The organism is Haloplanus salinarum, from assembly GCF_009762275.1.
GTDB lineage: Archaea > Halobacteriota > Halobacteria > Halobacteriales > Haloferacaceae > Haloplanus > Haloplanus salinarum.
In genome coordinates, this window is record NZ_CP034345.1 from 1,288,497 (window position 1) to 1,313,937 (window position 25,441).

General features: G+C 66.8%; 19 protein-coding genes and 2 pseudogenes. 8 read left to right on the plus strand and 13 right to left on the minus strand.

Annotation, left to right across the window (positions count from 1 at the left end; genetic code table 11):
- The first annotated feature begins 5 nt into the window (after window positions 1-5).
- The 3 genes from EI982_RS07955 (at window position 6) to gltB (ending at window position 7,062) form a co-directional block, all read left to right on the plus strand.
- Window positions 6-770, plus strand: a complete 765-nt coding sequence (locus EI982_RS07955) for an endonuclease V (protein WP_199243801.1) — start codon at window positions 6-8, stop codon at window positions 768-770.
- Between the two features lie 49 nt (window positions 771-819).
- Complete coding sequence (gene proS / locus EI982_RS07960) at window positions 820-2,295, plus strand: proline--tRNA ligase (RefSeq protein WP_157689164.1); 1,476 nt, start codon at window positions 820-822, stop codon at window positions 2,293-2,295.
- Window positions 2,296-2,529: 234 nt separating this feature from the next.
- Window positions 2,530-7,062, plus strand: a complete 4,533-nt coding sequence (gene gltB / locus EI982_RS07965; protein ID WP_157689166.1) for a glutamate synthase large subunit — start codon at window positions 2,530-2,532, stop codon at window positions 7,060-7,062.
- Window positions 7,063-7,071: 9 nt separating this feature from the next.
- Here the strand turns inward: gltB and EI982_RS07970 are convergent, their stop codons facing one another.
- Both EI982_RS07970 and EI982_RS07975 read right to left on the minus strand, forming a co-directional pair.
- A complete protein-coding gene (locus EI982_RS07970; RefSeq protein ID WP_157689168.1) occupies window positions 7,072-7,767 on the minus strand; it encodes an HD domain-containing protein in 696 nt (231 codons plus the stop codon).
- Window positions 7,768-7,842: 75 nt separating this feature from the next.
- On the minus strand, window positions 7,843-8,061 hold the full coding sequence (locus EI982_RS07975; protein ID WP_157689170.1) for a hypothetical protein: 219 nt from the start codon (window positions 8,059-8,061) through the stop codon (window positions 7,843-7,845).
- A 999-nt stretch (window positions 8,062-9,060) separates the two neighbouring features.
- On the opposite strand from EI982_RS07975, the pseudogene EI982_RS19140 reads away from it, so the two are divergent.
- Window positions 9,061-9,246 (plus strand): annotated as a pseudogene (locus EI982_RS19140) (hypothetical protein); the annotation flags it as partial.
- 494 nt (window positions 9,247-9,740) lie between these two features.
- Here the strand turns inward: EI982_RS19140 and EI982_RS19145 are convergent.
- From EI982_RS19145 to EI982_RS08005, 6 genes and pseudogenes are all read right to left on the minus strand, one after another.
- Window positions 9,741-10,151 (minus strand): annotated as a pseudogene (locus tag EI982_RS19145) (hypothetical protein); the annotation flags it as partial.
- A gap of 2 nt (window positions 10,152-10,153) precedes the next feature.
- Window positions 10,154-11,203, minus strand: coding sequence for a hypothetical protein (locus EI982_RS07985; protein WP_157689174.1), 1,050 nt, complete (start codon window positions 11,201-11,203; stop codon window positions 10,154-10,156).
- Window positions 11,200-12,330: a signal peptidase I gene (locus EI982_RS07990; protein ID WP_157689176.1), complete on the minus strand. Its 1,131-nt coding sequence runs from the start codon at window positions 12,328-12,330 to the stop codon at window positions 11,200-11,202. The genes EI982_RS07985 and EI982_RS07990 overlap by 4 nt, the downstream gene beginning before the upstream one ends.
- Before the next feature lie 322 nt (window positions 12,331-12,652).
- Window positions 12,653-13,429 (minus strand): hypothetical protein, encoded by a 777-nt coding sequence (locus EI982_RS07995; protein WP_157689178.1) that lies wholly within the window; start codon window positions 13,427-13,429, stop codon window positions 12,653-12,655.
- An 89-nt stretch (window positions 13,430-13,518) separates the two neighbouring features.
- Window positions 13,519-15,495, minus strand: a complete 1,977-nt coding sequence (locus tag EI982_RS18690; protein ID WP_233255304.1) for a vWA domain-containing protein — start codon at window positions 15,493-15,495, stop codon at window positions 13,519-13,521.
- 114 nt (window positions 15,496-15,609) lie between these two features.
- On the minus strand, window positions 15,610-16,641 hold the full coding sequence (locus EI982_RS08005; protein WP_157689180.1) for a SipW-dependent-type signal peptide-containing protein: 1,032 nt from the start codon (window positions 16,639-16,641) through the stop codon (window positions 15,610-15,612).
- A gap of 384 nt (window positions 16,642-17,025) precedes the next feature.
- Between EI982_RS08005 and EI982_RS08010 the strand changes: the two genes are divergently transcribed.
- Together EI982_RS08010 and EI982_RS08015 are read left to right on the plus strand one after the other, a co-directional pair.
- On the plus strand, window positions 17,026-17,562 hold the full coding sequence (locus EI982_RS08010) for a DUF7344 domain-containing protein (protein WP_157689182.1): 537 nt from the start codon (window positions 17,026-17,028) through the stop codon (window positions 17,560-17,562).
- A 185-nt stretch (window positions 17,563-17,747) separates the two neighbouring features.
- Entirely contained in the window at window positions 17,748-18,374 is a 627-nt protein-coding gene (locus EI982_RS08015; protein WP_157689183.1) for a hypothetical protein, read from the plus strand.
- A gap of 10 nt (window positions 18,375-18,384) precedes the next feature.
- On the opposite strand, the gene EI982_RS08020 is transcribed toward EI982_RS08015, so the two are convergent.
- The 4 genes from EI982_RS08020 to EI982_RS08035 form a co-directional block, all read right to left on the minus strand.
- The gene (locus tag EI982_RS08020; protein ID WP_233255305.1) at window positions 18,385-19,134 is read right to left on the minus strand and encodes a DUF8054 domain-containing protein; all 750 of its coding nucleotides are present in this window, start codon (window positions 19,132-19,134) and stop codon (window positions 18,385-18,387) included.
- Window positions 19,135-19,288: 154 nt separating this feature from the next.
- Window positions 19,289-21,379, minus strand: coding sequence for an STT3 domain-containing protein (locus EI982_RS08025; RefSeq protein WP_157689187.1), 2,091 nt, complete (start codon window positions 21,377-21,379; stop codon window positions 19,289-19,291).
- A gap of 111 nt (window positions 21,380-21,490) precedes the next feature.
- Window positions 21,491-22,909: a sugar transferase gene (locus tag EI982_RS08030; protein WP_157689189.1), complete on the minus strand. Its 1,419-nt coding sequence runs from the start codon at window positions 22,907-22,909 to the stop codon at window positions 21,491-21,493.
- Window positions 22,910-23,057: 148 nt separating this feature from the next.
- Complete coding sequence (locus EI982_RS08035) at window positions 23,058-23,864, minus strand: undecaprenyl-diphosphate phosphatase (protein ID WP_157689191.1); 807 nt, start codon at window positions 23,862-23,864, stop codon at window positions 23,058-23,060.
- Window positions 23,865-23,949: 85 nt separating this feature from the next.
- On the opposite strand from EI982_RS08035, the gene EI982_RS08040 reads away from it, so the two are divergent.
- Complete coding sequence (locus tag EI982_RS08040; RefSeq protein WP_157689193.1) at window positions 23,950-24,108, plus strand: hypothetical protein; 159 nt, start codon at window positions 23,950-23,952, stop codon at window positions 24,106-24,108.
- A 213-nt stretch (window positions 24,109-24,321) separates the two neighbouring features.
- A complete protein-coding gene (locus EI982_RS08045; RefSeq protein WP_157689195.1) occupies window positions 24,322-24,831 on the plus strand; it encodes a GbsR/MarR family transcriptional regulator in 510 nt (169 codons plus the stop codon).
- On the opposite strand, the gene EI982_RS08050 is transcribed toward EI982_RS08045, so the two are convergent.
- A complete protein-coding gene (locus tag EI982_RS08050) occupies window positions 24,832-25,383 on the minus strand; it encodes a hypothetical protein (protein WP_157689197.1) in 552 nt (183 codons plus the stop codon).
- Window positions 25,384-25,441: the final 58 nt, after the last annotated feature.

Here is a 25,441-nt window from a genome sequence, read left to right on the forward strand (position 1 = left end):
CGGCCGTGACCCCCGTCCGCCCCGAGTTCGTCCCCGACCCCTCGCAGTCCCGTGCGGAGATGGAGGCGCTCCAGCGGCGTGTCGCGGACGCGGCGCGGTTCGCGGACGACCTGGAGTTCGATCCGGCGGCCGTCTCGCTCGCGGACGACGCGACCCTCGCCGGCGACCGGCCCGTGGTCGCCGGGGTGGATCAGGCCTTTCTCGACGACCGGGCGGTCAGCGCCGTCGTCTGTCTCCGGGGCGGGACAGTGGTCGAACGCGTCCACGCGGTGACCGACCTGTCGGTGCCGTACGTCCCGGGACTGCTCTCCTTCCGCGAGGGCGGCCCGATACTCGCGGCGTTCGAGCGGCTGGAGGCGACTCCCGACGTCGTCCTTTTCGACGGGAGCGGACGCATCCACTACCGGCAGGCCGGCCTCGCGACGCATCTCGGCGTCGTCCTCGACGTGCCGAGCGTCGGCGTCGCGAAGAACCTGCTCTGTGGCCGGATCGAGGCCGACGTGGACGGGCGACCGGCGGGCTGGCGGGCGCCGGTCGTCGCCGACGCCGACCTCGACGCGCCGGACGGGACCGTCGTCGGCTACGCCTACCAGTCGCGGCAGTACGACTCGAACCCGGTCATCAACCCGCTGTACGTGAGCCCGGGCCACCGCGTGAGCGCGGGGACGGCCGTCGACCTCGTCGCGGCGCTCTGTGACGGCTACAAGCTCCCGGAGCCGACGCGGTTGGCCGACGCGTACGCCGAGGAGTGCAAGGCCGAACACGGGTAGTCGCCGACGCTCCGCACGTTTTAAGCCGTATCTCCGTCACCTCCCGGTAATGAGCGACGATCAGGAACTCGGGATCACCGAGTCGAAGGAACACAGCACCGGCGAGTGGTACGCCGAGGTGGTGCGCAAGGCGGGCCTGGCGAACTACGGCCCCGAGGGCATGAGCGGCTTCATCGTGACGCGCCCGCGCGGGTACGCGCTCTGGGAGTCCATCCGGAACGAACTCGACGCCCGCTTCAAGGCGACCGGCGTGCAGAACGCCTACTTCCCGATGTTGATCCCCGAGTCGTACCTCGAACGCGAGAAGGACGTGGTCGAGGGGTTCGACCCCGAGGTGGCGTGGGTCACACAGGGCGGCTACGAGGAACTGGAGGAACGGCTCGCCGTCCGGCCGACGAGCGAGAGCATCATCGCGCCGTATCTGAGTCAGTGGATCCGGAGCTACCGGGACCTCCCCATGCGCGTCAACCAGTGGTGTAGCGTGATCCGGTGGGAGGCCACCGAGACGAAGCCGTTCTTCCGCACCAAGGAGTTCCTCTGGCAGGAGGGCCACACCGCCCACGCAACCGAGGAGAGCGCCTGGTCCGAGACGATCACCCGCCTCGACCAGTACGAGGAGGTGTACGAGGACGTCCTCGCGATGCCGGTCCTCCGCGGGAAGAAGCCCGAACACGACAAGTTCCCCGGGGCGGACACCACGACGACCGTCGAGGCGCTGATGCCGGACGGCAAGTCGGTCCAGGGCGCGACCAGCCACTACCTCGGTCAGAGCTTCGCCGAGGCGTTCGACATCACGTTCACCGACGAGAACGAGGACGAGCGGGTCGCCCACACCACCTCGTGGGGGCTGTCCTGGCGGGCGCTCGGGGCGCTCGTCATGACCCACAGCGACGACCAGGGGCTCGTCCTGCCGCCCGCGATGTCGCCGGAACAGGTCGTGATCGTTCCCATCTGGCAGGAGGAGACGAAAGACGACGTGCTGGCGTACGCCGAGGGCATCGCCGACGACCTCCGAGCGGCGGGCGTCCGCGTCGAACTCGACGACCGCGACGAGCACAACCCCGGCTTCAAGTTCAACGAGTGGGAGCTGAAGGGAGTCCCGGTACGGATCGAAATCGGTCCCAACGAGGTCGAGGAGGGGACGACGACCCTCGTCCACCGACCGGACGGCGAGTCCGCCGAGGCCGACCGGGAGGGCATCGTGGGTACCGTTCGGGACCACCTCGACACCGTCCACGCCAAGCTCTACGCCGCCGCCGAGGAGAACCTGACCGAGAACGTCCGCGAGGCGTCCGACCGGGCCGAAATCCTCGGTACGATCGGCCAGCACGGCGGGTACGTCAAGGCGCCGTGGTGTGGCGACGAGGACTGCGAGGCGAAGATCAAAGAGCAGGTGGCCGCCGAAATCGTCCTCGTGCCCTTCGAGGGCAGCGAGAGCGACACCGACCCGATCCACGACGGCGAGACCTGCGCGCTCTGTGACGACGACGCCGTCGAAACCGCCTACTTCGCCCGCTCGTACTGATATCGCCGGCTAACCGTTTCGAGGCCGGGACGGCGACCATCCTGATCGACGTCCGCCCGTGCGTGTGACGTCCGCGGTGAGTTTCGGCCAGGGAGTATCGACCACGATCGTTCGTTATTTTTATCCGCTTAGGTATACAGTGGAATTAATATGGTATATATTACCTTGTATGTGACTAATGAAGCCTTACACTAACAGGAACAGGCTAATAAGTTGGAACGTGGTATGTGTCGTATGACCAAGCCGCGGAGAGACGCCCACGCCGATCAGCGGGGGCTGGCGAACCCCACGGACGAGCGATCGAACTGTGGTGTAGGCGTCGTCCTCGATTTGGAGGATGGCGACTCCCACCAGACGGTCGCCGACGGCATCGACCTGCTCATCAACCTCGAACACCGCGGGACGACCGGGGCGGAGGAGGCAACGGGCGACGGCGCCGGCATCATGATCCAGCGACCGGACGAGTTCTTCGAGGCCGTCGTCGACGCCGACCTGTCCGATCCCTACGCGGTCGGGTCGGTGTTCATGCCCCAGGACGGGGCGGCCCGGCAGGGGCTGATGACCATCTTCGAGCGGACGCTCGCCGAACACGGCCTGGAGGTGTTCCACTGGCGTGACGTCCCGACCGACAATCACGAACTCGGACAGACGGCCCTCGACTCCGAGCCCTACGTCCAGCAGCCGTTCGTCCGCCCGACCGAGGGGATGGACGAAGACGCGTTCGACCGCACGCTCTACGTGGCCCGACGCGCCGTCGAGAACGCCATCGAGGAACTCGACTCGGCAGGCGCCGGCCGGTTCTACATCTGCTCGCTCGACCGCGAGACGCTGGTCTACAAGGGACTGCTCAAGGCCACACAGCTCCCGACGTACTACCCGGATCTCGTCGACGAGCGCGTCAAATCCACGCTGGTACTCGTCCACGCCCGGTTCTCGACGAACACGCTCGGCGCGTGGCACCTCGCACACCCCTACCGGAACATCATCCACAACGGCGAGTTCAACACCATCCGGGGGAACATCAACTGGATGCGCGCCCGGGAGACGGACCTCGAACACCCGGACTTCGGCGAGGATCTCGAGACGCTGAAGCCGATCATCAACGATCCCAACCAGAGCGACACCGCCTCCGTCGACAACGCCCTCGAACTGCTCGTGCAGGGCGGGCGCGACCTGCCCCACGCGCTCCGGATGCTCATCCCCGAGGCGTTCCGCAAGGACGAGGAGATGAGCCAGGAGCGCAAGGACTTCTACGACTACCACGCGAGCCTCGTCGAGCCGTGGGACGGTCCGGCGCTGGTCGTCGGCACCGACGGTGACCGGATCGCCGCCGCCCTCGACCGCAACGGGCTCCGCCCCTGCCGATACGACGTGACCGAGGACGGGCGCCTCATCATGGCCAGCGAGGCCGGCGCGCTCGACATCGACCCCGCCGACATCGAGGAACGACACCGGCTCCAACCCGGGCAACTGCTCGTCGCCGACCCCGAGGAGGGGCGCGTCATCCCCGACGACGAGGTGTTCGACGACCTGACCGACGAGAAGTACGGCGAGTGGGTCGAGCGCGAACAGCGCCACCTCGCGCCGGAAGCGAACGACGACTTCGAGCCCCGCGACCGCGTCGAGTCGCTTCGCGCCCATCAGTCGGCCTTCGGTTACACGCACGACCAGTTGGACCACCTCATCGAGCCGATGGCCGAGGACGGCAAGGACCCCGTCGGCTCGATGGGCGACGACACGCCGCTGTCCGTGCTCTCGGATTTCAACCGGCCGCTGTTCACCTACTTCAAACAGCTGTTCGCGCAGGTGTCGAACCCGCCGATCGACTACATCCGCGAGGAGCTCGTGACGAGCCTGGAGTCCCGGCTGGGACCCCAGCGAAACCTGCTCGACGAGACGCCGGAACACGCCCGACAGCTGGTGGTCGACTCGCCGGTGCTGACCGACGCCCAGACCGCCGCGATCACGGACCTCGACGGGGAGTTCGACTCGGCCGTCGTCGACATGACCTACGAGGAGGGCAGCGACCTGCGGACGGCGGTCGAACGCCTGCGTCGTGACGCCCGCGAGGCCATCGAGGACGGCGCAGACATCGTCGTCCTCTCGGATCGCAACACCGGGACGGACCGCGTTCCGATCCCGAGCCTGCTCGCGACCGGCGGGGTCCACCACGCGCTGGTCCGGAACGGGCTCCGTAACCACGCCGGCCTCGTCGTCGAATCCGGCGATCCGCGGGAGGTCCATCACCTCGCGACGCTGGTCGGCTACGGCGCCGACGCCGTCAACCCCTACCTCGCCTACCAGAGCATCTCGGACATCGTCGCCGGACCAGACGGCGCCGACGAATCCGAGGCCATCGCCCACTACAAGAAGGCCCTCGAGGACGGCCTCCTGAAGACGATGGCGAAGATGGGCATCTCGACGGTCGAGAGCTACCAGGGCGCCCAGATCTTCGAGGCCGTCGGCCTCTCCTCCGATTTCGTCCGCGAGTACTTCGAGGGGACGGAGATCCGCACCGAGGGGATCGGCATCGAAGAGATCGAGGAAGACCTGGAGACGCGTCACGCTGTCGCCTTCGAGGACGACCCGGACCTCGAACGCCAGGGCGAGTACGAACACCGCTCGAACGGGATCCATCACCAGTGGAACCCGAAGACCGTGGGAACCCTCCAGCAGGCGGTCCGCTCGGGGAGCTACGAGAAGTACCAGGAGTTCGCCGAGCTGATCAACGACCAGCAGGAGAACCTCCAGACCCTGCGCGGACTCCTCGAGTTCGACAGCGACCGCGACCCGGTCCCGCTCGACGAGGTACAGCCGGTCCACGAGATCGTCGAGCGGTTCTCGACGGCCGCCATGTCGCTCGGCTCGCTCTCGCCGGAGGCCCACGAGACCAACTCCATCGCCATGAACCGCATCGGCGGGAAGTCGAACACGGGCGAGGGTGGCGAACCGCCCGAGCGGTTCGACACCGAGAAGGAGTGCAACATCAAGCAGGTCGCCTCCGGCCGCTTCGGCGTCACCTCGAACTACCTCTCGTCGGCCGATGAGCTCCAGATCAAGATGGCACAGGGGTCCAAGCCCGGCGAGGGCGGTCACCTCCCCGGCAAGAAGGTCAACGAGATGATCGCGCACGTGCGCTACTCCACGCCGGGGGTCGGGCTCATCTCGCCGCCGCCGCTACACGACATCTACTCCATCGAGGACCTCAAACAGCTGATCCACGACCTGAAGACGGCCAACCCCGAGGCCGACATCAACGTGAAACTCGTCGCCGAGGCGGGCATCGGTACCATCGCGGCCGGCGTCGCCAAGGCCAACGCCGACGTGGTCCACATCTCGGGCCACTCCGGCGGCACCGGCGCCTCGCCGAAGACGTCGATCAAGAACGCCGGTCTCCCCTGGGAGCTCGGCGTCGCCGAGGCCAACCAGATGCTCCGCGCGACGGGACTGCGCGACCGGATCCGCGTCTCGACCGACGGCGGCCTGATGACGGGCCGCGACGTCGCCGTCGCGGCGCTGCTCGGCGCCGAGGAGTACGTCTTCGGGACGGCCAGCCTCATCACGTCGGGCTGTGTGATGGCGCGGATCTGTCACACCAACAACTGCCCGACCGGCGTCGCCACGCAGGACGAGGACCTCCGGGAGCGGTTCTCCGGACAGCCGGATCACGTCATCAACTACATGGTCTTCCTCGCGGAGGAGCTGCGGGAGATCATGGCCGACCTCGGGTTCCGGACGGTCGAGGAGATGATCGGCCGGCCGGGGCTCCTCGAACAGGTCGAGAGCGACCACCCCAAGGCCAAGCATCTCGACCTCTCGGCCATCATCGCCGAACCCGAGGGTGGCGAGCGCCGGAAGACCCGCGAGCAGAAACACGCGGACGTCGAGACCCACCTCGACCGCGACCTGATCGGGGCGGCGACCGACGCCATCGAGGAGGGGGAGCCACTCCACCTGCGACGGGACATCTCGAACGGGGACCGCGCGGTGGGTGCCATGCTATCGAACCGCATCTCGCGACGCTACGGCGAGAGCGGTCTCCCCGAGGACACCATCTCCTGTACGTTCGATGGCATCGCCGGGCAGAGCTTCGGCGCCTTCCTCGCGAACGGCGTGACGATGGAACTCGTCGGCGCCGCCAACGACTACGTCGGCAAGGGCCTCTCGGGTGGCAAGGTGATCGTCCGGACGCCCGAGACGGCCACCTACGAACCCGAGGAGAACATCCTCGTCGGCAACGTCGCCCTCTACGGCGCCACGCAGGGCGAACTCTACGTCAACGGACTGGCCGGCGAGCGCTTCGCCGTCCGCAACAGCGGCGTGAAGGCCGTCGTCGAGGGCGTGGGCGACCACGGCTGTGAGTACATGACCGGCGGCGTCGTCGCCGTCCTCGGCGACACCGGGCGGAACTTTGCCGCCGGGATGTCCGGCGGCGTCGCCTACGTCTACGACCCCGAGAGCGACTTCGAGGAGCGCGCCAACACGGGCATGGTGACCATCCACCACGACCTGGAGGACGCCGACGAGGCGATGCTGCGCCGGCTCGTCGAGAACCACGCGGAGTACACCGACAGCGACCGTGCGACCGCGCTGCTCGACGACTGGGGCGTGGAGGTACGGAACTTCACGAAGGTGATGCCGGACGCCTACGCGGAGGTCATCGCCGAGGAGAGCCGCGAGGACGTGCGCAACGAACTCCCAGAACCGGCGGCGGCGGCCGGAAGCGGCGAGATCGGTGCGGGAACGGCCCAGACCGGCGACGACTGATCCGGTCGGTTACGATTCGTCGTCGTCGCTTCGCCCTTCGAGTCCGGGAATCTCCTCGCCGAGCCACTCGCGGAACCACTTCACCCGCTTGAGCCGCTGGTGGGCGATTCCCTCCGCGGCGTCGCTCTCGACGCGCCGTGCGGCGTCGCGGCCGCGTTCGAGGACGCGGTCGATCATCTCGCCGGCGTCCATATGCGTGCGCGACTCGTAACCCATGCGGAGAAGCATCAATACGGTGCCGTTGGCGCCGACTTTGTCGAGGATATCGCCCTCGATGAGACACCGCGTCTCCAGGGAGACGTCCGAAAGTGGGCCCTGATAGGAGTGTTCGCGGATCGACTGTGTCACCTGATCGACGAACGACTGGGGGTAGTCGCCGTGCGTGGCGAGATACTCGCGGGCGACGCGAGCCCCCTCGTCGGCGTGGCGCTCCTGTTCGGCTTCGAGTTTCGCGATGTCGTGAAAGAGCGCGGCGACGCGGACGACGTCGATATCGGCACCCTCGCGGTCGGCGATCTCCGTCGCCAGGTCCACCACGTTCAGCGTGTGGTTGAAGCGATACTCGGCGCTGTGCCACGGATACCACCGCATCCGCCCGCCGTCGCGCTCGTTCTCGACGCTCGCCACGAGGTAGTCCGAGACGAACTGCTTCATCTCCGCGAACTCCTCGTCGGAGACGGCCGACTCCTTGATCTCAACCCCCACGGTCCCACCTCCGTTGCGTTCGTGTGTATCTCATTGTCGAAAAAAAGACTGTTCGACTATTAGGCGTTACGACAGTCAGATCACTCCGATCGAAACCAGGACGACGAGCGCGTAGAGATAGACGAGCGAGACGAGCACGTTTCGCTTCGGCGCCCGCGGCCGCATCCCGGGGACCCTGACGATCCAGAACCCGAGCGCGGCGGCGGGCATCGTCCACAGCGGTCGGGAAGAGCCACGGAGGGCGCCGACGAACCGATTGACGACCCGAGACAGTTCGCGACCACCGGACGCCATCGTTATCCGGATCCATCCTCCGAGGAACTACCGTCCGATCCGGACGAGCCACCATCCGAGCCGCCGGACGAATCGCCGCCGCCACTTGACGAGCCACCATCCGAGCCGCCGGACGACGAGTCACTGCCGCCGGACGACGAGTCACTGCCGCCGGACGACGAGTCACTGCCGCCGGACGACGAGTCACTGCCGCCGGACGACGAGTCACTGCCGCCGGACGACGAGTCACTGCCGCCGGACGAATCGCCGCCGTCACTGGACGAGCCACCGCTCGACGAATCGCCGCTCGAGTCGCCGTCCGACGAATCACCGCTCGAGGTGTCGTCTCCACCGCTCGTCGAGTCACCGCCGTCGCTGGACGAATCCCCGCTCGTCGAGTCGCCGGAAGTGTCACCGCTGGAGTCGCCGCCGTCGTCGGTATCCGAACTCGAATCGTCACTCGACGACCCGTCGCCACCGGTGTCGGACTCGTCGCTCGACGATCCGTCGTCACTGTCGGAGTCGTCGTCGCTGTGGGAGTCGTCCGTCGAGTCACCGTCCTTGCTGTCGGAGTCGTCGTCGCTGTCGGACTCGTCCGTCGAGTCACCGTCCTCGCTATCGGAGTCGTCGTCGCTGTCGGAGTCGTCGTCGCTGTCGGACTCGTCCGTCGAGTCATCGTCTTCACTCACGGAGTCCTCGCTGTCGGAGTCCTCGCTGTCGGAGTCCTCGCTGTCGGAGTCGTCCGTCGAGTCACCGTCCTCGCTATCGGAGTCGTCGTCGCTGTCGGACTCGTCCGTCGAGTCATCGTCTTCACTCTCGGAGTCCTCGCTGTCGGAGTCCTCGCTGTCGGAGTCGTCCGTCGAATCGCTATCTTCGGTCGTCTCGTCGCTGTCGGAGTCCTCGCTGTCGGAATCCTCGCTGTCGGAGTCGTCGTCGCTGTCGGAGTCCTCGCTGTCGGGGTCCTCGCTGTCGGAGTCGTCGTCGCTGTCGGAGTCCTCGCTGTCGGTGTCCTCACTCTCGGTGTCCTCGCTGTCGGACTCGTCCGTCGAGTCATCGTCTTCACTCTCGGAGTCCTCGCTGTCGGAGCCGTCCTCACTATCGGAGTCGTCGTCGCTGTCGGACTCGTCGTCGCTGTCGGACTCGTCCTCGCTGTCGGAGTCCTCGCTGTCGGAGTCCTCGCTGTCGGAGTCCTCGCTGTCGGAGTCCTCGCTGTCGGAGTCCTCACTCTCGGAGTCCTCGCTGTCGGAGTCCTCGCTGTCGGAGTCCTCGTCCGTCGAATCACCGTCGTCGGTCTCCGACTCATCACTCGCCGACTCGTCGTTGTCCTCCGCCGAGCCATCGTCGCTCGGCGTACCGGCGTCGGTGTCGCTGTCGTCGGAACCACTCGGGGCACCGGAGCTGCCAGCTGCCCCGGTTTCGGACGTGTTGTCCGTCGGTGCGGACCCGTTCTCGGAGCCCGTCGTTGACGAGTTCTGCACGGGGTCGTTCGATCCCGTTTCGTTCGCCGTCCCGTCGGTCGGCGTCGCGTTCGCCGTCGTCCCGTTGACCGGCTCGTCGGCCGTCGTGGAGTTGACCGTGGTGTTCGTCGTCCCGTTGATCGTCGTCCCGTTCTGGACGGTGGTGGCCGGTCCGGTCGGGACGGCCACCGCGAACGGACTGAACTTGTCGGTGAACGCCGAGAAGGACAGGAGTCCGAGATCGGTCGACGAGACCGTCGTGTTGAGTTTCCACCAACCGCCGTCGTGTTTGTGCATCAGGGCGGCGTCGTCGGGCGATTGGTTCGTTCCCTCGAACAGCGACGGGCTGAGCCAGAACGTGATGCGCGCACAGGTCTCCCGCTCGGCCACCTCCTCGGAGTCGAGGACCTCGACGTTCGTTATGTCCACTTTCGAGGGATCGTCGGATCTGATAGTCGGTGAACACTGGACGGGGGTGACCTCGACCATCCCGTGTTGGACGTTGGGTTGGATCGTCACGTTCGCCGAGACGTTCTCGTCGTCGGACAACACCGTGTACGTCCCCGCGCCGGTCGCGGAGGCGACGACCACGAACATGGCGACGAGTGCGACCACGGCCGTCCAGTCGAATCCGGGTTGGTCGAGCGAAGACATGGTCAACGATCACCTCCGAACGGACCGGGCAGCAACGACTGTCGGGAGGCGTCGTCCGACGCCTCCCGGCAGTCCTCCCACCCGCCCGGCGTGCGGTCCGGGAACTCGTACTTGCAGCCGCCCAGCCCGTTGCAGAAGCTACTGCTGTCCCAGTCGCCGTCCTCGCCGGTGTCGACGTTCGTGTATTCGTTGCCGCCGGTCTGTTCGAAGGTCGCCACGGCGTCGTCGGTCCCGACCTCGACCGCCTCCTGTCCCGTGTGTTCGAAGACGTCGATGTACGTGCCGTACTTGACACCGATCCGCTCGACGTCGTCGGGGACGGTGTAGTCGTCCGTCTCGAGCAACAGGGTCCGTTCGTCGTCGCTCCGCTCGGGGGTGAACTCGCGGTCGAAGTCCGGATCGCCACAGAACGACACCCAACTGATCGCCGGCAGCCCGGCGGTCTCCACACCGCAGGTCCGATCGCAGCCCCACGGCGGTTCGACCGTCGACGGATCCATCACGTGACGTCGCTGGGTAGCGTAGAAGTCGAACTCGAACGTGGCGGAGTACTCGTCGGTGACCCCCTCCGCGGTCGTCCACTCCACGAGGAGCGCGGCGTCGCTACTCGGATCGAACTCGCCGAGAAGGACGCCGTCGACGAATCGATCCCGCGCCTCGCGGAGCGACAGGTAGCCGTCCGCGGTTCCGTCGAACCCGTCGAGCCACTCGATGGAGCCGTCGCGGTCGATCCCGAAGCGGACGGACAGTTCCTCCTCGACCGCGGTACACTCCTTGCATTTCGTCCCGAACCAGACGTACGAGGGGTTGCCGGAGAGGGCGATATCGATCCGTTGCGAGCCTTCGTTGCTCGACACCTCGAACGAGGAGTCGCTCCCATCACCGCTGGACCAGGACGTCGTCAGATCGAGCGTGCCCGCGGTTAACGTCGCTTCGAAGCGGTTGGAGTCCTTGAACACCGCGGCCGTGCCACCCCCAGTCGACGCCGCAGCTCCGACGGTCGCTGCCGCCCAGAGGAGTTGCCGGCGCGAGAGGAAGCGATCGTCGGTCACGAACCGCCACCTCCAGTCGTCGACTCGTCGGTCGACACCCGGTCGTCCTCGGTGCCGGCCGCCTCCACCGTCACCCCGCCGTCCGTCTCGGGGGAGGTGCGGTGCAGGTACAGCGCGTCGTCCCGAGCCACGTAGTACGTGTCCTCGTCCTCGTCGTAGATGACCCAGTTGTCGCGGTCGAGCGCCATCTGGACAAGCGACTCGATCGAATCCAGCGGAACCGTCGTCCGTTCGCCGATCCGTGCCGGGAGTTCGCCGTGGCGGACGATGCCGTCCGTCGATCGGGCCACCGTCGGCTTCGAGTCACTTCCCGCGCCGCGACTAGCCAGATAGATCACCAGACAGAACAGGAGCGCGATCACGGTTCCGGTCGCAGCGGTGATCGCCCACGCCTCCCGGATCGTGTACGCAACGTAGGCGCTGTACGGGGCGTACAGCACCAACAGGAGCAAGATCAGTTGGAGGCTCGAACGGGTGAGTGTGAATCCGCCGCTCTCCTCGTCGGTGTCACCGGTCGCGCCCGTTCCGACGTCGGCGCCAGCGGCCGTCGAGGACGCCGACGTGACCGACTGCTCGTCGGTCGCCGTCGTCGCGGCCGGCGTATCCGGCTCACGGACCGACTTCGCCAGCTCCCAGAGTTCCGAGAGGACGAACAACACCATCGGGGTGAGCACGAGCGCGAGGAACCCGACCTGGGTGTTCGCGAACTGGACCACGTGACCGAGAAGCGGGATCACGAAGATCACCTCGCCGACCACGCGACTGTGTGCAACGGTCCCCCTATCGGGTTCCTCGTTGGCGTCACCCTTGGTAACGTAGGCGGTGCCCTCCTCCGTCTGCTGGATCTCGATCACGCGGTGGGTCGTCGGCGTGTCGGAGCCCTCCCGCTGGAAGGTGATGACGTCCCCCGTTTCGATCTCCGACGGCGGAACTTCGCGGACGATGACCGCGTCGCCGGGACTCATCTTCGGCTCCATGCTGCCGGACAGGACGACCAGTCCGTGGTCGGCGCCGACGACGCCCGGCACCGCGTACACGATAAAGGGCACCACGACGGCGACGATGATCAGCACGCCGAGGACGTTCATCGCCATCCGGAGCGTGTTCCGATCGCTCAGCGAACGCACGTTCATCGCCGCCACCTCGCGCTCGGAACCGGGGTGTGTCGATGCGTGGCGATCATCGAAGGCACCTCCCGAAGTGACTCGATCCCCCGTCGGTCTCCCCCGTCGTGTCCATCACTACTATCCTCCCCTGTAACGGTCTTAGTTATCCGCTCGTTTGACACGACACGGGCGCGGGTAAGCCGTCCCTGAACGGAACGTAACGAAGGAGTGACCCAGCGATGGCTCGTTCCGGAGTCAGAGGCACCGAATCGACCGGCATAGCCGGTTTCGTTCACCCGCACGGACCCCGCTAATCGGTCATTAACTCCACGGATCAGCATGGTTAGCCCCCCGGGCACGGCCTCGGATCGAAGCCGAGTTGGAAGACCGCCGAATCCCCCTGGATGATGTTGCCGACGGTCTCGGGAATGTGCCACTCGAATGAGACGTACACCGTGGCGCCTGGCGAGAGACACGTCTCGCCGTCGACGGAGAGCTGGTATCCCCCCGTGTTCGCCTGCGGGTCGCCGTCCAGTTGCGAGGTGTCGACTTCCGCGAGCGTCCCCGAAGCGACGGGGTCGTCCCCGATGACCGGCAGCGTACTCAACTCACCGTCTCCTCCGAGAAGGCCGTCGTCGATCCAGACGCTGATCTCGGTGTAGTCATCGAGTTCGCCGTCGTTCGGCGAGGTGTCCCCGGCCTCACGCTCGGGGTCGTTGATGCCGTTCTCCGCCGTCTCGGTGAGTCGGTAGACCAGGTACAGCTCCGCGTCCTGGGTCTCCGTGTCCCGTTCGAGTAGCTCCGCCCGCATCGTCACCGCCCCGCTGTCGCCCGGCACCACCGCCTCGTCGACGATCAACCCCACGCCACCCGTCTCGGCCACGTCGTCCGTGGTGTCCTCCCGGACCTGGCCGTTCACCACCTCGCGCCACGAGAGCGCGATCCGCGGCGGCGCGTCCGTGAACTCGTGTTCCCGGGCGTACGTTCCGTTGACCGTCCGCTGATTCAGCTCCACCGGGTCGCCGAGGATAGCACCGGCTCTGTCGGCGCCGAGATAGAGGGCGCCAACGCCCCCGACCGCGGCGAGGAGTCGCCGCCGACTGACTGAATCGAGTGGCATCGAGGCCCGCCGGCGGAGTCGAACCGCCGGGGAGTCACCGCGTGACTCCCGCGACCGGCGCGGGTGAGGGATGGGGAGCGGGCGGTGGTTCAGGCGTCGGTTTCCGCGGGCGTGACCTCCTCGTTGTTCATGCCGCTGCCGTCGTTGTGGCGGCACTGCTCGGTGTAGAAGCCGATGTCGAAGGAGACAGCGTCGGACTGGACTTCGTTGCCGTGATTCTCCGGGAGCCACCACGAGAAGCCGAAGCACGACGTGTGTGACGACGAGAAGCACTCACGCGATGCCGCATCTTCGGGATCGTTGAGTTCGTCGAACGGCGTGTCACGATCCGCGTCAAGCGGGATGCCGCGACCGCCGTTGGCGGTGAGGGCTTCTGCCGCTTCGCCGAGCGTCCCGCTGAAGATCACCTCGTCGCACTCCTCCTGCGTCCCGCCGGCGATTCGCTGGGCGATCGCGTCGGCAGTCTCTTGAACGCTGTCCTCGTCCGCTTCGGGGTTGAACGCGGCGTTGAAGAAGAAATTCGGCTGTGCAACCGTCTGGTCGCCGTCGTCGCCGGCGATCACGTCACGCAGGAAGTCGTCGGCGCCTGAGGAGGCCTGATCGAGGCTGACCCCGGCGACGATGATCGGTATCCCGGCCTGCTGGATGGCCTCGGCGACGTCCGCGGTCTCGTCCCGCTCCGTCTGGGAACTGACGCCGTCAGCGGTGCCCGGGTACCCTTCGGACGTGTAGGTAGCTCCACTGCCCGCGAGGGGGCTTCCTTCAGCGTCCTCGACGGTGTAGGGGATCGTCGACGAACTCTCGTTAACGTAATCGGGCAGACCGTCAGCGATGAGGACGATGAGCTGGGTTGCGTTAGGTCGGCCCTGATCGTCGAGGACCTTCTTTGCCAGATCCAGGGCGTGTGGCGTCGGCGTGTTGCCGTTCCCCGTGTCCGGGAGGAACTCGCCAGTGTTGGCGTTACCGTCACCGTCCGTATCGAACTGATTGAGTGGACCAAGACCCGCACGCAGTGCCGGTCGATCGAACGTCCGCGGTTCCCCGTCCTCGCCCCCGGCGTCGCCCGGACCGTTGAACGTCAGGAGGCCAGCTCTGATCTGATCCGAATTCGGGGCGGCACTGAGTTCGTCGACGAAGGTGTTCGCACCCGCTCGGATGAGGTCGATCTCCTCTTGTTGGTCGGTGTTACTGAGGGATCCCTCGATGCTGCCGGAGGTGTCTGCCACCGCCATGATATCGACCTCCTCATCACAGGTGATGAGGTTGTCACAGTTGTTGTCGTACCAGATCGTGGTCTGGAGCTTTTCGACGAGTTCGACGACACCGTCCTCTTCGTCCGGGTCGTCGGCTTCGGGCTCCGTCACGCCGTTCTCGCTCGCGTCCAGCCCGTCCGGCATGTTCATCCAGAGGTAGCCGTCGTTGTCACAGATGTGCGTGCTGAACGTGATTTCGCCGAAGTCGCCCGGCTTCACGTCCTGCAAGTTGATGAGGGGTGCCGGCTCCTCGTTGTCGAGGCGCGTATCGTCGTTGTCCGTCCGGCCCAGCGGATCGCTGTCCGGGTCGAGCCCTTCGTCGTCGTCACCCACGTCAGCTAGGTAATTACACGGGTCCCGACCGTTCATCTCCTCGATCGGGTACTCGGCGATACCGTCGTTGTTCGCGTCGGGGTACGCTTCGATGGACGTGTTGTCCATGAAGTCGTCGACGTACGCGTTCGGCACCCAGATCAGCGGGTCCGAAGCACCTGGCGGGAACGCCCGGTACTGACCCGGGTTCTCGGGCTCGTCCATCAGCACCTCGAACTCCCCCGTACCGTCGTCATCTTCGGATTCACCGCCATCCTCCTCCTGCCGGTCCGTATTCTCGTCCGCGGACCAGTCGGAGTAGTGCTCCTCCCAGTCCATCTTCAGGTCCAGCTCGCCGGCCACGAGCCGGTTGTTCTCGAACGTTTCCTGGTCGCTGAAGTACGCACTCGTGCCGAGTCCGGCCCCTGCCGAAGCGACGCCGATCGTGCCGAGCGCGGCCAGCGCCTTCCGCCGTGAGATGTCGAATTCGCCGTCCGTCATGGTGTCACTCCCCATCCGGGGATGCCCACCGGCGGAGTCGAACCGCCGTCGGCGTCGGGGGACGCCGTCTCCGAGTGGGTCTTGGTCGCGGGCGACTACGAGGGGGGCCGGGGTCTAGGTTTCCTGATCGTCGTCCGCCTCGCCGCCGACGTCCTCGTTGTTCATGCCGCTGCCGTCGTTGTGGCGGCACTGCTCGGTGTAGAGGCCGAGCGTGAACTCCGCGGAGTCGGACTGGATCTCGTTGCCGTGATCGACGGGCACCCACCACGCGAACGCGATGGAGTGTTCGTCACCGGCGGAGAAACAGCCCCGATCGCCGGTCCCGCCGCCCTCGGCATCTGTGATGTTGCCGTTGAGACCGGTGCCGTTGGAGCCGCTGGCGAGGGGACCCTCCATGCCCAGGATATCGCGGAGGGAGCCGATCGCGATCGGCGTTTCGTCGCCGTCCTGATAGTTGTCGCCGTCGTCGACCCACACGGCCGCCTGGACGACGTCGAGGAGTTCGACGACCCCTTCCTCCTCGTCGGGGTCGTCGGCCTCGGGTTCCGTCACGCCGTTCTCGCTGGCACTCTGGAGTTCGCCGTTGACCCACACGTAGCCGGGATTGTCACAGAGCACGAAGTCGAAGGTGATCTCGCCGAAGTCACCCGGCTTCACGTCGTCGAGTGCGACTACCGGCTGCGGGGCATCGTCGGCCTGAACGTTCGCCTCGAGGGCGCCCTCGCCGTTGTCGACACACTCGACGGGGCCCTGTTCGCCGTCATCGTCCTCGGGATAGACGCCGGTCAGGGTGTTGTCGAGGAAGACGTCCGGGTCGGTGACGGCGATGAGCCACGCGTCGTTCGCCGGGAGTCCGGTGTACTCCTCGCCCGGAAGTTCGCTTTCGGTCCCCGTCTCGCCGGCCGGCCCGTCGTACATGACGACGTCGCCGACGCCCTCGCCCTCGTCGTCGGACCAGTCCGAGTAGTGGGCCGTATACCCCACGCCCATATCGAGCGTGCCGGCCACGAGCTGGTTGTTCTCGAACGTCTCCTGATCGGAGAAGTACGCGCTGGTCCCGAGCCCCGCACCGGCCGAGGCGACGCCGATCGTCCCCAAGGCCGCGAGGGCCTTCCGCCGTGAGATGTCGAATCGTTCGTCCGTCATTTTTTGTTCCCCCCGTGAGGGGATGCCCACCGACGGAGTCGAACCGTCGTCGTGAACCGGTGTGGGTGACTCACATGGATCACATACCACCCACTATCATAGCTAATCGCCAATTCGCTCACATAACGTCGGACTAACGCGAGTAAAGCCACGGTTACTGAGGCCGAACGTCCGGCGCGGGGCCACGGGAGCGCCCGTGCCCCCCTGATGGGGGCGTTAATCAGTTGTTAACGTTCTAGAGGCCCTGAAACCCCAGAATTTTCCCAGTGGTAAGGACACCTAACCGGGAATTAACGTCGTTCACAGACTCAGCCTTCGATCGATTAAGATACTGATAACTATGCCTCCCTGTTGTGTTAGTGCGAGTGAACCCGGGCGCCACCCATGAACATCGGACTACTCAAGACGGACGACGTACTTCCCGAAACGGACATCCACGACATCCTTCGGAACGACCGACGGCGAAACGTCATCAAGTGTCTACAGGATCGGGGACGCGAGGTGTCGCTTCGGGATCTGGCAGTCCACATCGCCGAGATCGAGACCGACGAATCGCCACCACCGAGTAACATCCGCGACAGCGTCTACGTCTCGCTCCACCAGACCCATCTGCCGAAACTGGACGACGCGGGCATCGTCGACTACGACAGCGACCGGAAGACGATCATCCTTCGGAAACCGGCCCGACAGGTGGACCTGTATATGGAAGTAGTCACACGCTACGGCGTCACCTGGGCGACGTACTATCGTGCCGTCGGCACGCTCTCCTTGCTCACGATCGTACTCGCGTCGACCGACACGCCCCTCGTGTCCGCCGTCGATCCGCTCCTCTGGGCGTCGTTTTTCCTCCTCGCCATCGCCGCCTCGACGCTCTACCAGTTCTGGTCCCGCCGCTGGCTCTATCTCCAACAACTCCTGTGAGATTTATAACGTTTTTCCGGGTTCAAATATCGAACGTGATAGCGAAAAGCTGAATAGATCGTATGTCAATGGGGCTCATAGAGCCGAAAAGCGAGCGAATCAACCGGAGATGGTTACCCGCGATATCACAGGTGAGAATTTCGTGGGTAAACTTATCGCCGAGTCCATCAGAGTCGGAGACGTAAATGAAAGAAACTCCCCCCACCCAAGCACAACTGCCGTCACTTCCCGAAGACGTCGAACGGTCGGCGTCCTACATGGCCGAACAGCTCTGTAACGGATTCATTCATCACGACCAGCGCCGGCGTGAAGCGTCGATCAAAGCGTTCGGCGCCGTCGACGCCCTCCAGTTTCCGGATTTGGACGAGACCGAGGCGGTTCGGGCGGCCCTCGGCTACGTGGACGCCCTCTGGGTCAAAGACGAAATCGAGGAATCCTGCCGCGTCAACGGTAGCCTGGATCCCGAACGCCTCGAAGCGGCCGACTGGTCCCCGATGGAGGACGCCTTCGAACGCCGGGCGGAGGTCGCCGACATCGATCCGCGGTACGCCGAACTGACGACGACTGCCTGGATAAACCACAAGACCGGCGAGGACTACTGGTCGCCGATGATGCAGGCCCAGATGCTCGAACTCCGTGCGGCCCTCGGGAACCCAGCCTATCCCGAGAAGCCCCGCCACGGACAGGACGGGTTCGGCCCCGAACCGACGCGCTACGCCCTCGGGGTCGAACTCCACGACATGCGCCGGTGGGACGAGGCCCGCGACGCGATGACGCCGTACTTCCAGTACATCCTCGACGAGCAGGAGTAGGGATATCCGCTCAGTCCGCGGCCATCGCCTCGGGCGAGAACTGCGCCTCGAAGACCCGCGCTTCACAGTCCTCACAGGTGGCCGCGATCACGTCGATGGAGCGACAGCAGGACTCCACCGTATCCTCGCCGAGCGTCACCGGACCGTCACAGGACGGGCAGCGCTCCAGCCACAGTCGCAGGGAGCCGAGCACCTCCGTCCGTGCGTCGAACCCGAGACGGTGCCAGCCCGCATGGCGGTCGCGGAGTTCGCCCTCCGCCGCCAGGTCGGCGAGGTAGGCCGCCCGCGACTCCCACTGGCCCACGCGCGTGTCGTCGATATAGGCCTCGTAGGCGTCGCCGTAGGACTCGACCCGCACCCGTTCGGTGTCGATGTCCAGGCCCTCGAACAGGGCGGCGATCCCCTCGTCCTCGTCGCCGCGTTCGCGGAGTCGGTGGATGCGCTCGTTCCAAGCCGTCCGGAACGCCTCCGTGAGACAGAGGTCGGTCCCGTCCCGACACTCCTCGACGGCGTCGACTTCGATGAGGAACGACTCGATGTCCGCCTCGTCGGCGATCGCCGGCGGGTCGGGGTCGTGCTTGTCGAACAGTTTCAACACGGCGTCGGGGAGGTATCGTTTCGTCAGCGTCGGCGTCCCCGGAACCAGATAGCCCCGGAGATAGATCGCAGCGACTGAGCCCGCGAACACGGCGACTGCCAGCGGCGGGGAGACCATCGCCACGAGACCACCGAGCAGGGCCGCGATAGCGAGGTTGACCACCGTGCACGGAACACAGCGGTTCTCACCGGTGTACTCTGGCTGTCGGAGGTGGTGTACTCGGTCACTGAAGGACATGAGTCGGTCGTACTCACACCACGCTCGCTCATAGATAATCGCCCGTTAACGGCCGTATGGCCGTCGTTTCTCGGCGGTGTCAGCGCTCGACGGTGGCGCGTTCCCCCGAGCTGACCATGCGCTCCGTGATTTCGACGCTCTCCTCGCCACCGCCGATCCGGTACGTGCCCGGATAGGCGACCGTCGCCTCGAAGGTCCCGTCCGTTACCGGTGCCCGGCGGACGTACTCGAAGTCGGCACCCGGAATCGACACCTCGGTGGCGAGACGGACGTCGTCCTCGCCGGTCGGTGCCGGCCCGCGGACGGTCGCGCCGGGGACGGGCCGGAACACCTTCCGCGCCCCATCGTCGGTGGCGAAGACGGCTCGGAAGTGGCCGACACCGCTGATACTGCGGATCTCGGCGCTCCCGAACCGGTCGTGGAGCGTCGACTGAACCGTCGACGAGGCGATCAGCCCGAGGTGGGGCAAGTCGCGGGTGACGACGAATCCGACACGCCCGTCGAACTCCGCGTACCAGTCGGCCTCGGTGTTCGCGTTCGAGAACAGGAAGTCCTCGTAGTGGCGTCGCGCGTAGCCGTACGACGCCGCCTCCCCGTTCACGAAGTAGTTGTAGACGCGGTTTCGCCCCCACTTGCTGAGGACGTAGCTCTCCGGATACGCGACGTCGTGGTCGTCGACGTAACCGGCAATCCACCGGGCCGCCTCGTAGGTCGCGTCGTCGATGACGAGGCGTCGGTCGATCAGCGCGGAGTAGAGCCCGCCGGCTCCGACGGCGACGCCCGCGAGGCCGCCGAGCAGTGCCACGCGCGTCCGGTCCGGGACGGCGAGGTCGGCGCCGTCACCGCCGTCGGCGGCGACGGCCGGGGAGACGGTGTCACCCTCGGTTCGCCGGGGCGCGGGTGCCCGCACGAGGTCGAACCACGACGCGAGCATCACGAACCCGACGCCGCCGAGGATGGCCGCGAAGGGCGCGAGTTCGCCGGCGAACCGCCGCTGGAGCGCCGCCAACACGCCGAAGTGAACGGTGTAGACGCCGACGACGAACCAGCTGGGTTCGAGCCGTCGCCACCCCCACGTGACCGCGAGGGGAAGCATCGGCGCGGCGAGCACGGACGCGAACCCGAGGAGGACGAGGACGCCGACCGCCCCGTAGTTGGCACCGACGCCCGTGAGTTCGGCCGCCTGCGTCGAGGAGAAGAAGGCGACACCGGACTGCAGTTCGGTCACGAGCGGCCGAGTCGACCGGACGGCGACGGCGGCGGCGACACCGAGACCCGCCTCGGCGGCCAGGAGCCACATCCACGAGCCGTCGAGTCGGCGGACGGCGACGACGATCGCCACCAGACCCACGCTCCCCAGCGCCAGCAGGTCGAGCGCGTAGACGACGGCCGCGTACTGCCAGCCGAGCAGGACGTGAACCAAGTGGGCGAGCGCCGCGCCCCCGACGAGGCCGGCGGCGACCGGCACCAGCCGCTCGGGACCCGGCCGTCGGATCTCCACCAGCGCCGCGAGTGCGAGCCCCGGAACGAGCGGGAACAGGAGGAGCGGTGCGGCCTCCCAGGAGAGCGACTGTCCCGCCACCGCGACGGCGAGGGCGGCCGCGGCGAGCCACGTGCGGCGGTCACGCTCCCCCCGCGTGAGCAGTTCGATCACGGCCAGCGCGGTCAACGCGAGCCACACGAAATCGAAGGCGTGGTGGTCGGCGACGCCGAGCGCGGTCCGGTAGGCGTGCGCCGGCGTGACGGCCAGGAGCCCGGCGGAGGCGAGGCCGACGCGGACGTCGTCGGTGAGTCGCGTGGCGGCGCCGTAGACGAAGGCCGCCGTGGCGACGGCAGCGACGACGGGGTACCACGCGACGACGAACCCCGAGCCCCACGTTCCCGCGCCGAAGGGCCACGTCGCCACCGCGAGCGTCGCGACGAGGAGCGGTTCCCCCTGGACCGCCCGGTCCGGAAGCGACGGGAGCGGGCCGTCGAGCAACGCTTGATCCGCCAGGTACCGGTACATGTAGGGATCGTTCGAGACGAGGACGACCCAGTCGTCGCGGAAGACCGCCTGGATCGTGGGCAGGCGGACGAGGACGACGAGCAGGAGGGCGAGAACGAGGGCCGTCCGGACGCGGATTCGGCGGCGGTGATCGACCGAGTCACGGCCGTCCGTCTCACTCATACACCACACCTCCCGGACGCGACCGACCGGCACCGACCGTGTGGCCGATCGAGAGACACGCGGAGACGTGTCGTCGACCGGTGGATCGATCGCTCACGATCGTGGGACATGTCACCGGAGGACCGACAAGGCGTCGGTAAAGGCCATCCACAGCTGTCGGAGGACGATACGGAGGTCGAACCAGAACGACTGGTTGCGGATGTACGCCACGTCGTAGCGCAGTTTCTCGTCGGGGTCGGTACTCGTCACGCCCTGTATCTGTGCGAGACCGGTCAGCCCCGGTTTCACGAACCACCGCTGACGCCACGAGTTGAGCTCGGATTCGATTGCGACCTCCTCCTCCACCCACGCCGCGCGCGGGCCGACCACGCTCATCCGCCCCCCGAGGATCGTCAGGAGCTGTGGGATCTCGTCGAGGTGGGTCTTTCGGAGGACCCGACCGACGCGAGTGATGCGGTCGTTCTCCTCGTCGTCGACCGGCGCCGGGGATTCGCCCTCCGGCACCATCGTCCGGAACTTGTAGACGGTGAACGTATCGCCGAATTCGGCGGTCCGCCGCTGTGCGTAGAGGATGGGACCCCCGTCGTCGATTTTGATCGCGGCAGCGATGAGGAGCATGATCGGTGCGAGAAAGAGCAGGCCTGTCAGCGCAAAGACGATATCGAACGCACGTTTGAGGACGTGGCTCCGCCACTCCCAAGGTTCGACGTCGATGTCGACCAGTTCGCCGGTTTCGAGACCCGTTGTCAGAACCGTATCGGCGTGCCGGTGGTGAACTTTGGCGTTGACGCCCATCCGGTGACACGTATCGAGCGAGCCGAAGAACTCCTCTTGATCCGGAAACTCGAAGGCGAAGACGACCGTGTCGATATCGCGTTCGACGAGCACGTCTTCAAGGCGGGCGAGGCCGCCGAGACACTCCTCTTCGGGGATGGAATCGGCACTGACGGTCCCACCGTCTGGGGTCGCGATGGGCGTCTCGCTTCCATGAGACGGATCCCGGAACCGGGAAGCGAACGAGGAGATATATCCCTCGACCGGCACCTCGGTCTCCCGAATCACCTCCGTGATGGTTTCCGGGTCGTCGCCGACGACGACCGTCCGCTCGGGGTCGACCCGTGGACTCCGGCGGATCGCGACGAACCACGCCGGCAGGACGACGCCCATGCCGATGGTCGTGAGGACGAGCGTCGTCCGCGGGAGCCGGTAGGTGTAATCGAAGTAGCCGACCGCGGCGAGGGCGACGGCGGCGAGGGCAACCCGCTTCTCGACGAGGAGGATCGTATCGAGCACGCGTCGCGGGCGCGGCTTGAACAGCGGGACGAGGGCACCGAGCACGACGAACAGCGTCGTCGCGATGGCGAGCGAGAGGTCGCCGTTGGAGAGTGTCGTCGACGGCAAGCGGTCGAACACCGGAACCACCACCGCCAGTCGCTGCGCGATCGGGTGGTTCGCGGCGGCGACACTCCCCGCCGCGAGCGCCGTGGCCCCAACCCCACTGACGAGCCGGTATCGCCACCCGGAGAGCATTACCAGTGGCGTGGACGCACATCTATTTGATTAGTTACTTGTTAATACATCACACCCGAGGGGGCGGCCGATCCACCCGAGAAGGTAATCCGGTCCTACCGGGCTACAGGGTGTGCGTTCCGACCCCTCGACGGCGCTTAACCGACGGTTAAACGGCCAGGCCACCGAGGATGGCCAACCCGCCGAGCCCGACACAGAGTATCCAGACGGGCACGTGGCGGACCACCCGCATCAACAGGTCGATGGTCGCGTAGCCGACGACGGCGGCGACGGCGAGTGCGACGAGCCCCGCCGTGGGAGAGACGCCCACGCCGCCCGTGCGGACGACGCCGACGCCGCCGCCGATGAGGGCGGCGGGAATGCTGAGGAGGAAGGACAGCCGGAAGGCGGCCGCGCCCTCGTGTCCCCGGAGGAGGAGCGCGCTCGTGGTCGTCCCCGACCGGGAGACGCCGGGGAGGATGGCGAGTCCCTGCAGGCCGCCGACGAGGACGGCGTCGACAGCGTCGGGGGTGGACCGGGTCGCCAGGGCGTAGGCACCGGCGAACCGCTGGAGTAACCCGGTCGCGACGAGCAACGCGCCGACGAGGGCGACGAAGGCGCCGCCGGTGAGTTCGGAGACGACGGCGTCGAGGACGGCGAGGGCGACGAGGCCGACGGCGGACGCGGCGGCGGTGGCGAGGACGACGAACGAGAGCGTCGCCGTCTCGCCGTCGAACGCGTCGCCGACTCGGACGTCGGACCACGACGCCAGCGCCGTCCGCACCTCCTCCCGGTAGTACACCGTCGCCGAGACGGCCGTCCCGAGGTGGAGAAAGAGGGCGTAGGAGACGGCGACGTCCGGACGTTCGCCGAGCGCGGTCAACGCGATGGCGACGTTCCCTTCGCTGGAGATGGGGAGCCACTCGAACACCCCCTGAAGGATGCCCACGACGACGGCCACCAGATGTGGATCCATACGGGGGACAAACTGTCAGCCCATATAGAACGTCGGAATCCGGAACGCCACGAACGGTGACGAGCGCACCGCGGTGTCACACGCGGTGGCTGCGCCCGAGGTGGCCGGCAGCGAGAAGGAGGCCGACGACCGGAGCGACGGGGTGGAGGAGGGCGAGCGCCGAGACGACGGCAAGGACCACGGGAAGGGAACCGCTCGTGGCGTGGTCGACGAGACGATCACAGCGGGGACGCGTGCGGGGTGACGTGTGGTGCATCTGCGGGGAGCGAGTGGGCCGAAGCGTGTGTCGCACGGACCACGGGGGAGGGGGTCCGGCGTCGGTGCGGTGGAGTGAGCCGTCTATTCTGTTTGTTCGGCTCATTCCGAACGAACAGACCGAACAGTTTAATACTTACGGTTCGTCACGTACGGCCGTGAACGAACGGTGGACCGACCCCCCAGCCGGCGGGGGGCGACGATGAGCGGGGACGGGTCGGCGGCCGCTCGGGAGGAAGTCATCGAGTCGATGGAGCGGTCGGCCGAGGTGTACGGACTGAGTCGGAGCGCGGGACGGGTGTACGGCGTCCTCTATTTCGCGGCCGAACCGCTTTCGATCCCGGGGCTGGTCGAGGAGACGGGGTACGCGAAGTCGACGATCAGCAACGTGACCCGGCGACTCACGCGGATCGGGCTGATCCGCCGACGCTCCTCGGGCGGCGGGGGACGGCGCGTCCGGTTCGAACCCGAGACGGATCTGTGGTTCGTCGTCCGGGACGTCCTCCAGCAACACGTCGCCCGGGAGATGGGGTCGACGCGACGGACGCTCGACCGGTCCCTGTCCCGCGTCGACGACGGCGACACGGCGACACGCGCACACATCGAGGACCTGGCGACCACCTACGACGAGTTCGAGACGCTTCTCGAACTCGCGATGGACCACTCGGTCGAGGAGCTGATCGACGCCATCGAGGCCTACGAGCGCGACTGACTACCAGGACACGGTGAAGACACAGGCGTCGTCGCCGTCGCGGCGACACCGGTCGCCCCGTTCCTCGACGAAGACGAACGACTCGACGGGGGCGTGGTTCCGGGCGACGGCACGGATCAATCCTCGGTCGAACGGGCAGGGGTAGGGGTTCCGGCAGGTAACCTCGGCCTCCCGGTCGCCGACCGCCTCGAACCGATAGGATCCGATGTCGCCGCCGCGGTGATTCCGGCGGTAGGCGTCGTCGATGGCGCGGAGTCCCTCGGGGACCGAACCGGGGTCGTCCGGCCACTCGGCCACGTCGGGGATCTGTTCGCCGACGCGGTCGAGGATGTGCGGTTCCAGCTCCGACGCGATGACCTCGAACGTGTCCAACCAGGCCTGCTGTGGGTACCACTCGTCCGGCGACGGATCGTCGATGCCGTGTTCCGCGAGGGCGTCGCGTGCCGCCCCCCGATAGGACTCGGCGAACCGGGCGAGCGCGTCGTCGACGACGCTGAGGATCGTCCGTCCGTGGACTTCCACGTTCTCGTCGAAGGCCTCGTAGGGAGCCATCCCCTGAGCCTGCGCGTGGCGCCGGGATATAGGTTGGTGGGACGGGGCGACGCGGGGT